This is a genomic window from Citrobacter gillenii, from assembly GCF_013337685.1.
GTDB lineage: Bacteria > Pseudomonadota > Gammaproteobacteria > Enterobacterales > Enterobacteriaceae > Citrobacter > Citrobacter gillenii.
Genome location: NZ_SUQN01000002.1, coordinates 429,285 through 443,890, shown reverse-complemented (window position 1 = coordinate 443,890; position 14,606 = coordinate 429,285). Strand labels below are relative to the sequence as shown.

Below are 14,606 nucleotides of genomic sequence, written 5' to 3'. Positions count from 1 at the left end.
CAATAAATACGCTCATTACATACTCTTTTTTCACTATTCAACAATCATCATTGAGTTTTTTCTTTTCTCCTCACCAAACTCCTTGCGCCCTCTGCGGCTTTACGGCATTTTCTTTATTAAGCAAACATAAAAAGCATCACGCAACGGGTTAACGGAGAAGGTTATGTGTTCTATTTTTGGCGTATTTGATATTAAAACCGACGCAGTTGAGCTGCGTAAAAAAGCCCTCGAGCTGTCTCGTCTGATGCGCCACCGCGGCCCGGACTGGTCGGGTATTTACGCCAGTGATAACGCGATCCTGGCACATGAACGTCTGTCCATTGTCGACGTTAACGCCGGTGCTCAACCGCTATACAACGTGAAAAAGACGCATATCCTGGCGGTAAACGGCGAGATTTATAACCATCAGGCGTTACGTGCTGAATACGGCGATCGCTATCAGTTCCAGACCGGTTCCGACTGCGAAGTTATCCTTGCGCTGTACCAGGAAAAAGGGCCTGAATTCCTTGACGACCTGCAGGGCATGTTCGCCTTCGCACTCTACGACAGCGAGCAGGATGCGTATCTGATCGGCCGCGATCACATTGGGATTATCCCTCTGTACATGGGTCATGATGAACACGGCAACTTGTACGTGGCGTCTGAGATGAAAGCGCTGGTTCCTGTTTGCCGCACCATTAAAGAATTCCCGGCCGGTAGCTACCTGTGGAGCAAAGACGGGGAAATCCGTCAGTACTATCAGCGCGACTGGTTCGAATACGATGCCGTAAAAGACAATGTGACGGATAAAGACGAACTGCGTCAGGCGCTGGAAGATGCGGTTAAAAGCCATCTGATGTCAGATGTGCCTTATGGTGTGCTGCTGTCTGGTGGCCTGGATTCGTCCGTGATTTCCGCTATCACCAAAAAATATGCAGCGCGCCGTGTTGAAGATCAAGAGCGCAGTGAAGCCTGGTGGCCGCAACTGCACTCCTTCGCCGTGGGCCTGAAAGGCGCACCGGATCTGAAAGCCGCTCAGGAAGTCGCCAACCACCTGGGGACCGTACACCACGAGATCCATTTCACCGTACAGGAAGGCCTGGATGCCATCCGCGATGTGATTTATCACATTGAAACCTATGACGTCACCACCATTCGCGCCTCAACACCGATGTACTTAATGTCAAGAAAAATCAAAGCGATGGGCATTAAAATGGTGCTGTCAGGCGAAGGTTCTGATGAAGTATTTGGCGGTTATCTTTATTTTCACAAAGCGCCGGACGCAAAAGAACTGCACGAAGAAACAGTACGTAAACTGCAGGCACTGCATATGTTCGACTGCGCCCGAGCCAACAAAGCCATGTCGGCCTGGGGCGTTGAAGCCCGCGTACCGTTCCTCGACAAGAAATTCCTCGATGTCGCGATGCGCATCAACCCACAGGATAAAATGTGCGGTAACGGAAAGATGGAAAAACATGTCCTGCGTGAATGTTTTGAATCCTACCTGCCAGCCAGCATTGCATGGCGTCAGAAGGAGCAGTTCTCTGACGGCGTCGGTTATAGCTGGATTGACACGCTGAAAGAAGTGGCGGCAGAGCACGTTTCCGATCAACAACTGGAAACCGCCAGCTTCCGCTTCCCGTACAACACACCATCGTCTAAAGAAGCGTATTTGTACCGTGAGATTTTTGAAGAGCTGTTCCCGGTAGCCAGCGCCGCCGAGTGTGTGCCGGGTGGCCCGTCCGTCGCCTGTTCTTCTGCCAAAGCCATCGAATGGGACGAAGCGTTCAAAACCATGAACGATCCATCAGGCCGTGCGGTTGGCGTGCACCAGTCGGCTTATAAGTAAGCCCATCATCCACTAAGAGCCCTGAGGGGCTCTTTTTTTATGTCGGTTTTACGTGCGGAAAAACAATTAATAACGAATAATTGCCGAATATTGCGTCACGCTGTTCGCAACCTAACCAAACAGTCACATTCCAGCTATTTTCAATGAAAAAGGGGTTGACGCTTCAAGGCTCAATACGCATAATGCGCCCCGCAACGCCGATAAGGTAACGCGAAAAAAAGATGGCTACGTAGCTCAGCTGGTTAGAGCACATCACTCATAATGATGGGGTCACAGGTTCGAATCCCGTCGTAGCCACCATCTTTTTTGCGGGAGTGGCGAAATTGGTAGACGCACCAGATTTAGGTTCTGGCGCCGCAAGGTGTGCGAGTTCAAGTCTCGCCTCCCGCACCATTCACCCGTAAGCGTTGCACGGATGGGGTATCGCCAAGCGGTAAGGCACCGGTTTTTGATACCGGCATTCCCTGGTTCGAATCCAGGTACCCCAGCCACTTTTCTTCGATATAGCGGTTCACCGCAACGGTCATTGGGGTATCGCCAAGCGGTAAGGCACCGGTTTTTGATACCGGCATTCCCTGGTTCGAATCCAGGTACCCCAGCCATCGAAGAATATGATAGTATTTGGCTACGTAGCTCAGCTGGTTAGAGCACATCACTCATAATGATGGGGTCACAGGTTCGAATCCCGTCGTAGCCACCATATTAAGGGCGTATCGATTTAATTCGGTAAATCCAAAAAATTGTTGGGGTATCGCCAAGCGGTAAGGCTCTGGTTTCTGATACCAGCATTCCGAGGTTCGAATCCTCGTACCCCAGCCAATTTCAAAAAGTCGTCCACTTTGTGGGTGCACCCGTTGGGGTATCGCCAAGCGGTAAGGCTCTGGTTTCTGATACCAGCATTCCGAGGTTCGAATCCTCGTACCCCAGCCATTTTAGAAAAGCTCGCTTCGGCGAGCTTTTTGCTTTTCTAACGCCGGGTGACGGCAAGCCTTACCCGGCCTACATGACGCGTAGGCCTGATAAGCGCAGCGCCATCAGGCACCACTTGAGCTACAACCCTAACGCATACTTCAGCGCCTGACGTTTTAACACGCCTGCACGCTCGGCGGCCATTAGACCAAGATTGCGCATAATACGCAGCGGCTGCAGGTTGTTGCTGAATCCGGCGTAAAACAGATCCATACCACTTTGCATGATGAAGTTATCGGTCATACGACGCGTTTGGTAGCGCTTCAGTACCCGCTGACTGGCCCACTGCTCACCATAGCTACGGGCGTTCACCAGCACATCAATTAACGCATCGACATCACGGTACCCCAGATTCACCCCCTGCCCGGCAAGCGGATGAATGGTGTGCGCAGCATCGCCCACCAGCGCCAGTCCTGGCTGTACATACTGCAACGCGTGGCGACGAGTAAGTGGAAACGCCCCTGCGGCAACAGGCGTAACGTCACCCAGACGTGAAGGGAAATATTTTGCGATTTCCGCCTGGAGCTGCGCCATATCGAGACTCTGCAACTGGCGGATGCGGGCCGGAGAGTCATACCACACCAGCGAAGCCCAGTTATCGAACAGCGGTAAAAACGCCCGCGGTCCGTCAGGGGTAAACTGCTGCCAGGTACTGTCTCCCGGTGAATTCTCACATTGCACGGTAATCAGCATGCAGGATTGCGCGTACTGCCAGGCATGGATGCCAATCCCGGCCATTTGACGTACCTGAGAATTCGCGCCATCGGCACCAATCACCAGTTTTGCCGTTATCTTTTCACCGCCAGTCAGTTCAAGCTCATGCCGATCGTTATGTTGATGCAGAGAAATCAGTGATGCCGGCACGCGCAGGGTCACGTTGGGATGCGCCTCCATCGCCTGCCACAACGCCTGTTGCAGGACGTTGTTTTCGACCATATAGCCCAGCAATGGGAGTTTTAGCTCTGCCGCATCAAACACCACATGGGCATTCTCCCACTCCCAGGTTTCCAGACGACGATATGGATGAGTGCGCATGCCCTGCACCGCATCCCAGACACCCAACCCTTTCAGCAACGATGCAGACGCGGAGCTAATGGCTGAAATACGGATATCGGGCTGACTGTCAGCCACAAACGGCACGGGCGCGGCGTGCTCTATTACCGTCACCCTGAATCCATGCTGCGCCAGTCCCAGCGCCAGCGCGCCGCCGACCATCCCCCCGCCGACAATGGCAATTTCCGTTGGTTGATTTGTCATGGTCAATCATCCTGTTACATGTATTGTGTAAGTTTACAGGATTTTTTACCCCTTGAGGCTGACATCCGTCATACTGGTCACAACCGCGCCAACGCAGTACACTATGCGCCCTGCATTTCAGCCACAATTTCGCAAGAGCAAGTCGATGACTAAAAAACTCCATATTAAAACCTGGGGCTGTCAGATGAACGAATACGATTCATCGAAGATGGCCGATCTGCTGGATGCCACTCACGGGTATCAACTGACCGACGTGGCGGAAGAAGCGGATGTGCTGCTGCTGAATACCTGCTCAATTCGCGAGAAGGCTCAGGAAAAAGTTTTCCATCAGTTAGGTCGCTGGAAACTCTTAAAAGAGAAAAACCCGAATCTGATTATCGGCGTGGGTGGCTGTGTCGCCTCCCAGGAAGGCGACCATATTCGTCAACGTGCACACTACGTCGACATTATTTTTGGGCCACAAACCCTGCACCGCCTGCCGGAAATGATCAACAAAGTGCGCGGTAGCACCAGCCGTAGCCCAGTGGTGGATATCAGTTTCCCGGAAATCGAAAAGTTCGACCGCCTGCCGGAACCGCGTGCTGAAGGTCCAAGCGCGTTTGTGTCCATCATGGAAGGCTGTAACAAATACTGCACTTACTGCGTGGTGCCCTACACCCGCGGTGAGGAAGTCAGCCGTCCGGCGGACGATATCCTGCTTGAAATTGCCCAACTTGCGGCGCAGGGCGTACGTGAAGTCAACCTGCTGGGGCAAAACGTTAACGCCTGGCGCGGTGAGAACTACGACGGCACGACCGGCTCATTCGCAGATTTACTGCGTCTGGTGGCGGCGATCGACGGCATTGACCGTATCCGTTTCACTACCAGTCATCCAATTGAGTTCACCGACGATATCGTTGAAGTCTATCGCGACACCCCGGAGCTGGTAAGCTTCCTGCACCTGCCGGTACAGAGTGGCTCAGATCGCGTACTAAACCTGATGGGACGTACCCATACCGCGCTGGAATACAAGGCGATCATCCGCAAACTGCGCGCTGCACGCCCGGATATTCAGATTAGCTCCGACTTCATCGTGGGCTTCCCTGGCGAAACCACACAAGATTTCGAGCAGACCATGAAGCTGATTGCCGACGTTAACTTCGACATGAGCTACAGCTTTATCTTCTCAGCTCGTCCTGGCACGCCTGCCGCCGATATGGTTGACGACGTCCCGGAAGAAGAGAAAAAGCAACGTCTGTATATCCTGCAGGATCGCATCAACCAGCAGGCCATGGCCTGGAGCCGCCGTATGCTCGGCACCACCCAGCGTATTCTGGTCGAAGGCACGTCGCGTAAAAGCGTAATGGAGCTGTCGGGTCGTACCGAAAATAACCGTGTGGTGAATTTTGAAGGCACCCCGGATATGGTCGGTAAGTTTGTGGATGTTGAAATTACCGACGTCTGGACTAACTCCCTGCGCGGTAAAGTCGTGCGTACCGAGGACGAAATGGGCCTGCGCATCGCAGAAAGTCCGGAGTCGGTCATTGCGCGTACCCGCAAAGAAAACGATCTGGGTGTCGGCATTTATCAGCCGTAATTACCATAACCCCTCCTCTATCCCCTAAAGCGACAAACGAGCAAATCCCCAGGAGCATAGATAACTATGTGACTGGGGTGCGCGAGTGCAGGCAACGCCTCTGCGGCTTGAAGTATGACGGGGAGGGTCTTGTATTTCCTCTCTACGCCCCCATCTTCATTGCAATGCTTGCGCCTTTTCCCTGTGGCGTGAATAATTTCCCTACATGCCGGTAAATGTTCGACGTCCGGCGATATCTGCATAAGAGGAACGGTTTGAACATAGACACTCGCGAAATTACCCTTGAGCCCGCAGACAATGCCCGTCTGTTGAGCCTGTGCGGTCCTTTTGATGACAACATCAAACAGCTTGAACGTCGCCTTGGTATCGAAATTAACCGCCGCGACAACCACTTTAAGCTGACCGGTCGCCCGATTTGCGTTACCGCTGCGGCAGATATTTTACACAGCCTGTACGTCGATACCGCGCCAATGCGCGGCAAGACGCAGGACATCGAGCCGGAACAAATTCACCTGGCAATCAAAGAAGCGCGTGTCCTTGAGCAGAGCGCAGACAGCGTGCCGGAGTTTGGCAAAGCGGTGAATATCAAAACCAAGCGTGGCGTGATCAAACCGCGTACGCCGAATCAGGCGCAGTACATCGCCAATATTCTCGACCACGACATCACCTTCGGCGTCGGTCCTGCAGGGACGGGTAAAACCTACCTGGCGGTAGCCGCCGCGGTCGATGCGCTCGAGCGTCAGGAAATTCGCCGTATTCTGCTGACCCGTCCGGCGGTTGAAGCCGGTGAAAAACTGGGCTTCCTGCCGGGCGATCTCAGCCAGAAAGTCGATCCTTATTTACGTCCGCTGTATGATGCGCTGTTCGAAATGCTCGGTTTTGAGAAGGTGGAGAAGCTTATCGAGCGTAACGTCATTGAAGTCGCCCCGCTGGCTTATATGCGCGGCCGTACGCTGAACGATGCGTTCATTATCCTTGATGAGAGCCAGAACACGACTATCGAACAGATGAAAATGTTCCTGACCCGTATTGGCTTCAACTCCAAAGCGGTGATCACCGGCGACATTACCCAAATTGACCTGCCGCGCAGCACCAAATCCGGTCTGCGTCATGCCATCGAAGTGTTGGCTGAGGTCGATGAGATTAGCTTTAATTTCTTCCATAGCGAAGACGTGGTACGCCACCCGGTGGTTGCCCGTATCGTGACGGCGTATGAAGCCTGGGAAGAAGCAGAACAAAAACGTAAAGCCGAACAGGCAGCGGAACGCAAGCGTGAAGCCCAGGAACAGGAACAAAAATGAGTCAGGTTATTCTCGATTTACAGCTGGCATGTGAAGATAACGCCGGTTTACCGGATGAGCGCCAGTTTCAGGCATGGCTGGATGCGGTGATCCCGCAGTTTCAGGAAGAGTCAGAGGTCACCATTCGCCTGGTCGATGACGCTGAAAGCCACGAACTGAATCTGACCTATCGCGGGAAAGACAAGTCAACCAATGTGCTGTCCTTCCCGTTTGAGGCCCCACCGGGCATCGAACTGCCGCTGCTGGGCGATCTGGTCATCTGTCGTCAGGTGGTCGAAAAAGAAGCGCAGGAGCAAGGTAAGCCTCTTGAAGCCCACTGGGCACACATGGTTATACACGGTAGCCTGCATCTCTTAGGCTACGACCATATCGAAGACGACGAAGCGGAAGAAATGGAATCCCTCGAAACAGAGATTATGCTTGCTCTGGGCTATGAGGATCCGTACATTGCCGAGAAGGAATAACCTGCTACCGGTCAAGCCGGTGACAGGTCACCACGCCGGGCACTGAGTTTACGTGCCTTGAGCAATCTATTAACTAACATGAGAACCCATACGACGCCATGAGCGACGACAATTCACACAGTAGTGACACCTTACACAGCAAAAAGGGATTCTTTTCCCTGTTACTGAGCCAACTTTTCCACGGTGAACCAAAAAACCGCGACGAACTGTTGGAGCTGATCCGTGATTCCGGGCAAAACGACCTTATCGATGAAGATACGCGCGATATGCTCGAAGGGGTGATGGACATTGCGGACCAACGTGTTCGCGACATCATGATCCCCCGGTCCCAGATGATCACACTGAAACGCAACCAGACTCTGGATGAGTGTCTTGATGTCATCATCGAGTCCGCCCACTCGCGTTTCCCGGTGATCAGCGAAGACAAAGATCACATTGAAGGGATTCTGATGGCGAAAGACTTGCTGCCGTTTATGCGCAGTGATGCCGAAGCTTTCAGCATGGAAAAAGTGTTACGCCCGGCGGTTGTCGTACCTGAGAGCAAGCGTGTTGACCGCATGCTGAAAGAGTTCCGCTCTCAGCGGTACCATATGGCTATCGTTATCGACGAGTTCGGCGGTGTCTCGGGTCTGGTGACCATTGAGGACATTCTTGAACTGATCGTCGGTGAAATCGAAGATGAATACGACGAAGAAGACGATATCGATTTCCGTCAGCTCAGTCGCCACACCTGGACCATTCGTGCGCTGGCCCCGATCGAAGACTTCAACGAAGCCTTCGGCACCCACTTTAGCGACGAAGAAGTCGATACTATTGGCGGTTTGGTGATGCAGGCCTTTGGTCATCTGCCCGCACGTGGAGAGACTATCGACATTGATGGCTACCAGTTCAAAGTTGCCATGGCCGACAGCCGTCGTATTATTCAGGTTCATGTCAGAATTCCGGACGACTCACCCCAGCCAAAACTGGACGAATAAACCCGAAACTGGATCAAAGACTACATGGCATTTGCCCCCTTAATTGAACGCCAGCGCATTCGCCTGCTGCTGGCGTTATTATTCGGTGCCTGCGGGACGCTGGCGTTCTCTCCGTATGACATCTGGCCTGCGGCGATTATTTCGCTGATGGGTCTGCAGGCCTTAACTCTCAACCGTCGCCCACTCCAGTCTGCCGCTATCGGCTATGTCTGGGGAATGGGTCTTTTTGGCTCCGGCATCAACTGGGTCTATGTCAGCATTGCGCAATTTGGCGGTATGCCAGGCCCGGTTAACGTATTCCTTGTGGTATTGCTTGCGGCATACCTCTCGCTGTACACAGGTTTGTTTGCGGGCGTTCTGTCGCGCCTGTGTCCAAAAACCAGCTGGCTGCGGGTGGCGATTGCTGCCCCGGTAGTCTGGCAGATAACCGAATTCCTGCGCGGCTGGGTGCTGACCGGCTTCCCATGGCTACAGTTTGGCTACAGCCAGATTGACGGCCCGCTGAAAGGCCTGGCGCCGGTAATGGGCGTCGAGGCGATTAACTTCCTGCTGATGATGGTCAGCGGCCTGCTGGCGCTGGCGTTAGTCACACGTAACTGGCGTCCTCTGGTTGCTGCCGTGGTATTGTTCGCTCTGCCCTTCCCGCTGCGTTACATCCAGTGGTATACGCTGGAGCCAGAAAAAACAACCCAAGTTTCGATGGTGCAAGGTGACATTCCGCAGTCGCTGAAGTGGGATGAAGGTCAGCTCATCAACACGTTGAAGATTTACCTTGATGCCACGCAGCCTGAAATGGGCAAATCACAGCTGATCATCTGGCCAGAGTCCGCTATTCCTGATCTGGAGATCAATCAGCAGCGTTTCCTCGACATGATGGATGACCTGCTAAAATCTAAAAACAGCACGCTAATCACCGGTATTGTTGACGCGCGCCTTAACAAGCAAAACCGCTACGATACTTACAACACCATCATCACGCTGGGTAAAGACAGTCCGTACAGCTATGACTCCAGCAATCGTTACAACAAAAATCACCTTGTCCCGTTTGGTGAGTTTGTGCCGCTGGAATCGATTCTACGCCCGCTGGCGCCGTTCTTTGACTTACCCATGTCATCCTTCAGCCGAGGGCCGTATGTGCAGCCACAGCTGCAGGCACACGGCTTTAAGCTGACGGCGGCAATCTGCTACGAAATTATTCTTGGCGAACAGGTACGGGATAACTTCCGCCCGGATACGGACTACTTGCTGACCATCTCCAATGATGCCTGGTTTGGTAAATCCATCGGTCCATGGCAGCACTTCCAGATGGCGCGCATGCGGTCACTGGAGCTGGCGCGTCCGCTGTTGCGTAGCACTAATAATGGCATCACGGCGGTGATTGGCCCGCAAGGTGAAGTGCAGGCCATGATCCCGCAGTTTACCCGACAGGTACTGACCACCAGCGTTACCCCGACAACGGGTCTCACGCCGTATGCGCGTACCGGAAACTGGCCGTTATGGCTGATTACCGCGTTGTTAGGCTTTGGCGCGATCATCATGAGTCTGCGCCAGCGTCGTAAATAATCTCTGCTCTCGTCATATTGCCGGATGTTGGCGCTCACGCGCCTTGTCCGGCTAACACATCCCCTCTCCACTCCCATTCTGGCACGCCTATTGCTTTGTTATACAAGGCAAACGCTGTTTTGGTTGAATGTGCAACCTGGTCGCACCAAATTTGAGCACAGGTAGCACCTGAAATGTGCAACAAGATATTTTTGCCCTCAAACGGTGCGGCGCACTTCGCAAAAATAAACAATAACACAGCAAATTCTTTACATTCATCCAAACTAAATGTTAACAAACACATACAAGACTGCACTTTTAAGTAGCAAACAATAACAACATCACAATGGGTATCAATGCGTCCCTGACGCAGACGATAAAGGAGTTGGATATGCAATTACGTAAGCTCGCCACTGCCATGCTGGTCGTGGGAATGTCTGCCGGTCTGGCGCACGCGGAAGATGCCGCCCCTGCGGCAAGCAGCACCCTGGACAAGATCGCTAAAAATGGCGTCATCGTCGTCGGACACCGTGAATCCTCGGTCCCGTTTTCCTACTACGATAATCAGCAGAAAGTGGTCGGTTATTCACAGGATTACTCCAACGCAATTGTTGAGGCCGTGAAGAAAAAGCTGAACAAACCTGACCTGCAGGTGAAGCTGATTCCGATTACCTCCCAGAACCGCATTCCGCTGCTGCAAAACGGCACCTTCGACTTTGAATGTGGTTCAACCACCAACAACGTTGAACGCCAGAAACAAGCGGCATTTTCTGACACCATTTTCGTTGTCGGCACCCGCCTGCTGGCGAAAAAAGGCGGCGACATCAAAGATTTCGCTGACTTGAAAGGCAAAGCGGTGGTTGTGACTTCCGGTACCACCTCGGAAGTGCTGCTGCATAAGCTGAACGAAGAACAAAAAATGGATATGCGCATCATCAGTGCGAAAGACCACGGTGACTCTTTCCGTACCCTCGAAAGCGGTCGCGCCGTCGCCTTTATGATGGATGACGCCCTGCTGGCTGGTGAACGCGCGAAGGCGAAGAAACCGGACAACTGGGAGATCGTCGGCAAGCCACAATCTCAGGAAGCGTACGGCTGTATGCTGCGTAAAGACGACGTCGCGTTCAAAAAGCTGATGGATGACACCATTGCGCAGGCACAAACTTCAGGTGAAGCAGAGAAGTGGTTTGATAAATGGTTTAAAAACCCTATTCCGCCAAAGAACCTGAATATGAATTTCGAACTGTCGAGCGAGATGAAGGCCCTGTTCAAAGAACCAAATGATAAAGCACTCAACTAACTAAAATAAATGGGGCGAGTTCACCTGGCCCTCACGATTGTCGGGAAGCATGGACAGACTATACGCTGAGTGGCCGTTCCCCACTCAGCGCGAAAAATGAGCTTCTCAACAATCTTCGAGGGTAGCGCTGCTACCCTTTTTTTTTCTGGAGTAGATTTATGTCTATAGACTGGAACTGGGGGATTTTTTTACAAGAAGCCCCGTTCGGCAACACCACCTATCTCGGCTGGCTCTGGAGTGGTTTCCAGGTCACCGTCGCGCTTTCAATCACCGCCTGGATTATTGCTTTCCTGATAGGTTCCCTATTCGGCATCTTACGCACCGTTCCCAACCGTTTCCTTTCCGGGATAGGCACGTTGTATGTTGAACTGTTTCGTAACGTTCCGCTGATCGTACAATTTTTTACCTGGTATCTGGTGATCCCGGAACTGCTCCCAGAAAACATTGGCATGTGGTTCAAGGCTGAGTTGGATCCCAACATCCAGTTTTTCCTCTCCTCAATGCTCTGCCTGGGGCTGTTTACCGCCGCCCGCGTTTGTGAGCAGGTGCGCGCCGCGATTCAGTCTTTGCCTCGCGGACAAAAAAACGCCGCGCTGGCGATGGGGCTGACGCTACCGCAGGCCTATCGCTATGTTCTGCTGCCCAACGCCTACCGCGTGATCGTACCGCCGATGACATCAGAAATGATGAACCTGGTGAAAAACTCCGCCATCGCCTCAACCATCGGTCTGGTCGATATGGCAGCACAGGCAGGCAAGCTGCTGGATTACTCTGCCCACGCCTGGGAGTCGTTTACGGCTATCACCCTTGCCTACGTCTTGATTAACGCCTTTATTATGCTGGTGATGAATCTGGTTGAACATAAAACTCGCCTGCCTGGCAATTTGGGAGGCAAATAATGTACGAATTTGACTGGAGTTCCATTGTCCCCTCCCTACCGTATCTGCTGGATGGGCTGATGATCACGCTGAAAATTACCGTTACGGCGGTCATTATTGGCATCGTTTGGGGAACTATCCTTGCGGTAATGCGTCTGTCCAGCTTCGCGCCCATTGCCTGGTTTGCGAAGATCTACGTGAACGTATTCCGCTCTATTCCGCTGGTCATGGTGCTGCTGTGGTTCTATCTGATTGTACCAGGGTTCTTACAGAACGTATTAGGCCTGTCACCGAAAACCGATATTCGTCTGATCTCAGCGATGGTGGCGTTTTCGATGTTTGAAGCGGCGTACTACTCAGAGATTATCCGTGCCGGGATCCAGAGTATTTCTCGTGGACAGTCCAGCGCCGCGCTGGCGTTAGGGATGACCCACTGGCAGTCGATGAAGCTCATTATTCTGCCGCAGGCATTTCGCGCGATGGTGCCGTTGCTGCTGACCCAGGGCATCGTTCTATTCCAGGACACCTCGCTGGTCTACGTATTAAGTCTGGCAGATTTCTTCCGTACCGCCTCCACCATTGGCGAGCGTGACGGCACACAGGTCGAGATGATCCTGTTTGCTGGCGCCGTCTATTTTGTATTCAGTCTGAGCGCATCGTTGTTGGTCAGCTATTTGAAGAAAAGGACAGTTTAATGATTACCCTGAAAAATGTTTCTAAATGGTATGGTCACTTTCAGGTTCTGACCGACTGCTCCACGGAAGTTAAAAAAGGTGAAGTGGTGGTAGTTTGCGGTCCGTCAGGCTCCGGTAAATCGACGCTGATCAAAACGGTAAACGGCCTGGAGCCAGTGCAGCAGGGTGTGATCACCGTTGACGGTACCGTCGTGAATGACAAAAAAACCGATCTGGCCAAACTGCGTTCTCGCGTGGGCATGGTCTTCCAGCACTTTGAACTGTTCCCACATTTGTCGATCATCGAAAACTTGACCCTGGCCCAGGTAAAAGTACTTAAACGCGATAAAAAGCCTGCTCGCGACAAAGCACAAAAACTGCTTGAGCGCGTAGGACTGTCGGCCCATGCCGATAAGTTTCCGGCCCAGCTTTCTGGTGGACAGCAGCAGCGCGTGGCCATTGCCCGGGCGCTGTGTATGGATCCTATCGCCATGTTGTTTGATGAACCCACCTCAGCGCTCGATCCAGAAATGATCAACGAGGTGCTGGACGTCATGGTCGAGCTGGCTCATGAAGGGATGACCATGATGGTGGTCACCCACGAAATGGGCTTCGCTCGGAAAGTGGCGAACCGGGTAATCTTTATGGATGAGGGTAAGATTGTGGAAGACTCGCCGAAAGAAGAGTTCTTTGCCAATCCAAAATCAGACCGCGCCAAAGACTTCCTCGCCAAAATATTGCATTAATCTTTCCGGCGCGCACATCAAAGTGCGCGCCAAATCACGCTTTCTTTCTTCGCATCTCGAATCACATACAGCCCGGCGTTAACCTTGTCACGAAGTCCCACCCACAAGGAGTCACAATGGCACTTCCGATCCTTTTTGATTGCGATCCAGGTCATGACGACGCTATCGCAATGGTTCTCGCCCTCGCCTCACCGGAACTTGATGTTAAAGCCATAACATCCTCAGCGGGCAACCAGACGCCTGATAAAACCCTGCGTAATGTGTTGCGTATGTTAACGCTGCTCAACCGATCGGATATTCCCGTTGCCGGAGGCGCGTTGAAGCCCCTGATGCGCGAGTTGATAATTGCCGATAACGTTCACGGAGAAAGTGGCCTGGACGGCCCCGTACTGCCGGAGCCGGCATTTGCCCCGCAAAGTTGTACAGCCGTGGAGTTAATGGCGAAAACCCTGCGCGAAAGTCCGGAACCGGTCACGATTGTATCAACTGGCCCCCAAACTAACGTAGCACTGCTGCTGAATAGCCACCCCGAGTTGCATAAGAAAATCGCCCGTATTGTGATTATGGGCGGCGCGATGGGACTCGGAAATTGGACACCGGCTGCTGAGTTCAATATTTATGTTGATCCCGAAGCGGCAGAGATGGTGTTTCAATCAGGTATTCCGGTAGTGATGGCCGGGCTGGACGTCACACATAAAGCACAAATTCATCGTGAAGACACCGAGCGATTGCGCGCGATTGGCAATCCTGTGGCGAGCATTGTCGCTGAGTTACTGGATTTCTTCTTCGAATATCACAAAGACGAGAAATGGGGATTCAAAGGCGCACCGCTACATGATCCATGCACCATTGCCTGGTTACTGAAGCCCGAACTGTTTACCACCGTTGAACGCTGGGTCGGCGTAGAGACGCAGGGAAAATACACGCAGGGCATGACCGTAGTGGATTACTATTTCCTGAGCGGAAATAAACCCAACGCCACGGTTATGGTTGACGTTGACCGGCAAGGTTTTGTCGATCTGCTGGCCGAACGGCTCAGGTTTTACGCCTGACATTTATCATTAAGTGCGTAGGCCGGATAAGACGCGTCGCGT

General features: G+C 52.7%; 13 protein-coding genes and 7 tRNA genes. 18 read left to right on the top strand and 2 right to left on the bottom strand.

Features of this window, described 5'->3' with window-relative positions; translation table 11 throughout:
• Positions 1-163 precede the first annotated feature (163 nt).
• The 8 genes from asnB to FCH32_RS05820 all read left to right on the top strand — a co-directional run bounded on the left by asnB (position 164) and on the right by FCH32_RS05820 (position 2,758).
• A complete protein-coding gene (gene asnB / locus FCH32_RS05855; protein WP_096757878.1) occupies positions 164-1,828 on the top strand; it encodes an asparagine synthase B in 1,665 nt (554 codons plus the stop codon).
• A 223-nt stretch (positions 1,829-2,051) separates the two neighbouring features.
• Positions 2,052-2,128: transfer RNA gene (locus FCH32_RS05850), tRNA-Met, on the top strand.
• Positions 2,129-2,136: 8 nt separating this feature from the next.
• A tRNA-Leu gene (locus FCH32_RS05845) sits at positions 2,137-2,221 on the top strand.
• 23 nt (positions 2,222-2,244) lie between these two features.
• Positions 2,245-2,319: transfer RNA gene (locus FCH32_RS05840), tRNA-Gln, on the top strand.
• A gap of 36 nt (positions 2,320-2,355) precedes the next feature.
• Positions 2,356-2,430, top strand: a tRNA-Gln gene (locus FCH32_RS05835).
• Positions 2,431-2,451: 21 nt separating this feature from the next.
• A tRNA-Met gene (locus tag FCH32_RS05830) sits at positions 2,452-2,528 on the top strand.
• Positions 2,529-2,572: 44 nt separating this feature from the next.
• Positions 2,573-2,647, top strand: a tRNA-Gln gene (locus FCH32_RS05825).
• Positions 2,648-2,683: 36 nt separating this feature from the next.
• Positions 2,684-2,758, top strand: a tRNA-Gln gene (locus FCH32_RS05820).
• 120 nt (positions 2,759-2,878) lie between these two features.
• On the opposite strand, the gene ubiF is transcribed toward FCH32_RS05820, so the two are convergent.
• Entirely contained in the window at positions 2,879-4,054 is a 1,176-nt protein-coding gene (gene ubiF, locus FCH32_RS05815) for a 3-demethoxyubiquinol 3-hydroxylase (protein ID WP_115259092.1), read from the bottom strand.
• A 145-nt stretch (positions 4,055-4,199) separates the two neighbouring features.
• Between ubiF and miaB the strand changes: the two genes are divergently transcribed.
• The 5 genes from miaB (at position 4,200) to lnt (ending at position 9,935) form a co-directional block, all read left to right on the top strand.
• The gene (gene miaB / locus FCH32_RS05810; protein WP_096757880.1) at positions 4,200-5,630 is read left to right on the top strand and encodes a tRNA (N6-isopentenyl adenosine(37)-C2)-methylthiotransferase MiaB; all 1,431 of its coding nucleotides are present in this window, start codon (positions 4,200-4,202) and stop codon (positions 5,628-5,630) included.
• 254 nt (positions 5,631-5,884) lie between these two features.
• Positions 5,885-6,931: a PhoH family protein gene (locus tag FCH32_RS05805; RefSeq protein WP_167456046.1), complete on the top strand. Its 1,047-nt coding sequence runs from the start codon at positions 5,885-5,887 to the stop codon at positions 6,929-6,931.
• The gene (ybeY, locus tag FCH32_RS05800) at positions 6,928-7,395 is read left to right on the top strand and encodes an rRNA maturation RNase YbeY (protein ID WP_096757883.1); all 468 of its coding nucleotides are present in this window, start codon (positions 6,928-6,930) and stop codon (positions 7,393-7,395) included. Before FCH32_RS05805 ends, ybeY begins: the two co-directional genes overlap by 4 nt.
• 98 nt (positions 7,396-7,493) lie before the next feature.
• A complete protein-coding gene (corC, locus tag FCH32_RS05795; protein WP_096757884.1) occupies positions 7,494-8,372 on the top strand; it encodes a CNNM family magnesium/cobalt transport protein CorC in 879 nt (292 codons plus the stop codon).
• A 24-nt stretch (positions 8,373-8,396) separates the two neighbouring features.
• The gene (lnt, locus tag FCH32_RS05790; RefSeq protein ID WP_174360638.1) at positions 8,397-9,935 is read left to right on the top strand and encodes an apolipoprotein N-acyltransferase; all 1,539 of its coding nucleotides are present in this window, start codon (positions 8,397-8,399) and stop codon (positions 9,933-9,935) included.
• A gap of 34 nt (positions 9,936-9,969) precedes the next feature.
• Here lnt and FCH32_RS05785 read toward each other — a convergent pair whose 3' ends face one another.
• Positions 9,970-10,311 carry a hypothetical protein gene (locus tag FCH32_RS05785; RefSeq protein WP_153880589.1) on the bottom strand — a complete coding sequence of 114 codons (342 nt, stop codon included), beginning with the start codon at positions 10,309-10,311 and terminating at the stop codon, positions 9,970-9,972.
• Here FCH32_RS05785 and gltI point away from each other — a divergent pair.
• The 5 genes from gltI (at position 10,306) to rihA (ending at position 14,564) form a co-directional block, all read left to right on the top strand.
• Positions 10,306-11,214 (top strand): glutamate/aspartate ABC transporter substrate-binding protein GltI, encoded by a 909-nt coding sequence (gene gltI / locus FCH32_RS05780; RefSeq protein ID WP_096757887.1) that lies wholly within the window; start codon positions 10,306-10,308, stop codon positions 11,212-11,214. The two genes, FCH32_RS05785 and gltI, sit on opposite strands and share 6 nt — an antisense overlap.
• A gap of 158 nt (positions 11,215-11,372) precedes the next feature.
• The gene (gene gltJ / locus FCH32_RS05775) at positions 11,373-12,113 is read left to right on the top strand and encodes a glutamate/aspartate ABC transporter permease GltJ (protein WP_174360637.1); all 741 of its coding nucleotides are present in this window, start codon (positions 11,373-11,375) and stop codon (positions 12,111-12,113) included.
• Entirely contained in the window at positions 12,113-12,787 is a 675-nt protein-coding gene (gene gltK, locus FCH32_RS05770; protein WP_096757889.1) for a glutamate/aspartate ABC transporter permease GltK, read from the top strand. The genes gltJ and gltK overlap by 1 nt, the downstream gene beginning before the upstream one ends.
• Entirely contained in the window at positions 12,787-13,512 is a 726-nt protein-coding gene (gltL, locus tag FCH32_RS05765) for a glutamate/aspartate ABC transporter ATP-binding protein GltL (protein ID WP_096757890.1), read from the top strand. The genes gltK and gltL overlap by 1 nt, the downstream gene beginning before the upstream one ends.
• A 116-nt stretch (positions 13,513-13,628) precedes the next feature.
• On the top strand, positions 13,629-14,564 hold the full coding sequence (gene rihA / locus FCH32_RS05760; protein WP_117342226.1) for a pyrimidine-specific ribonucleoside hydrolase RihA: 936 nt from the start codon (positions 13,629-13,631) through the stop codon (positions 14,562-14,564).
• Positions 14,565-14,606 lie beyond the last annotated feature (42 nt).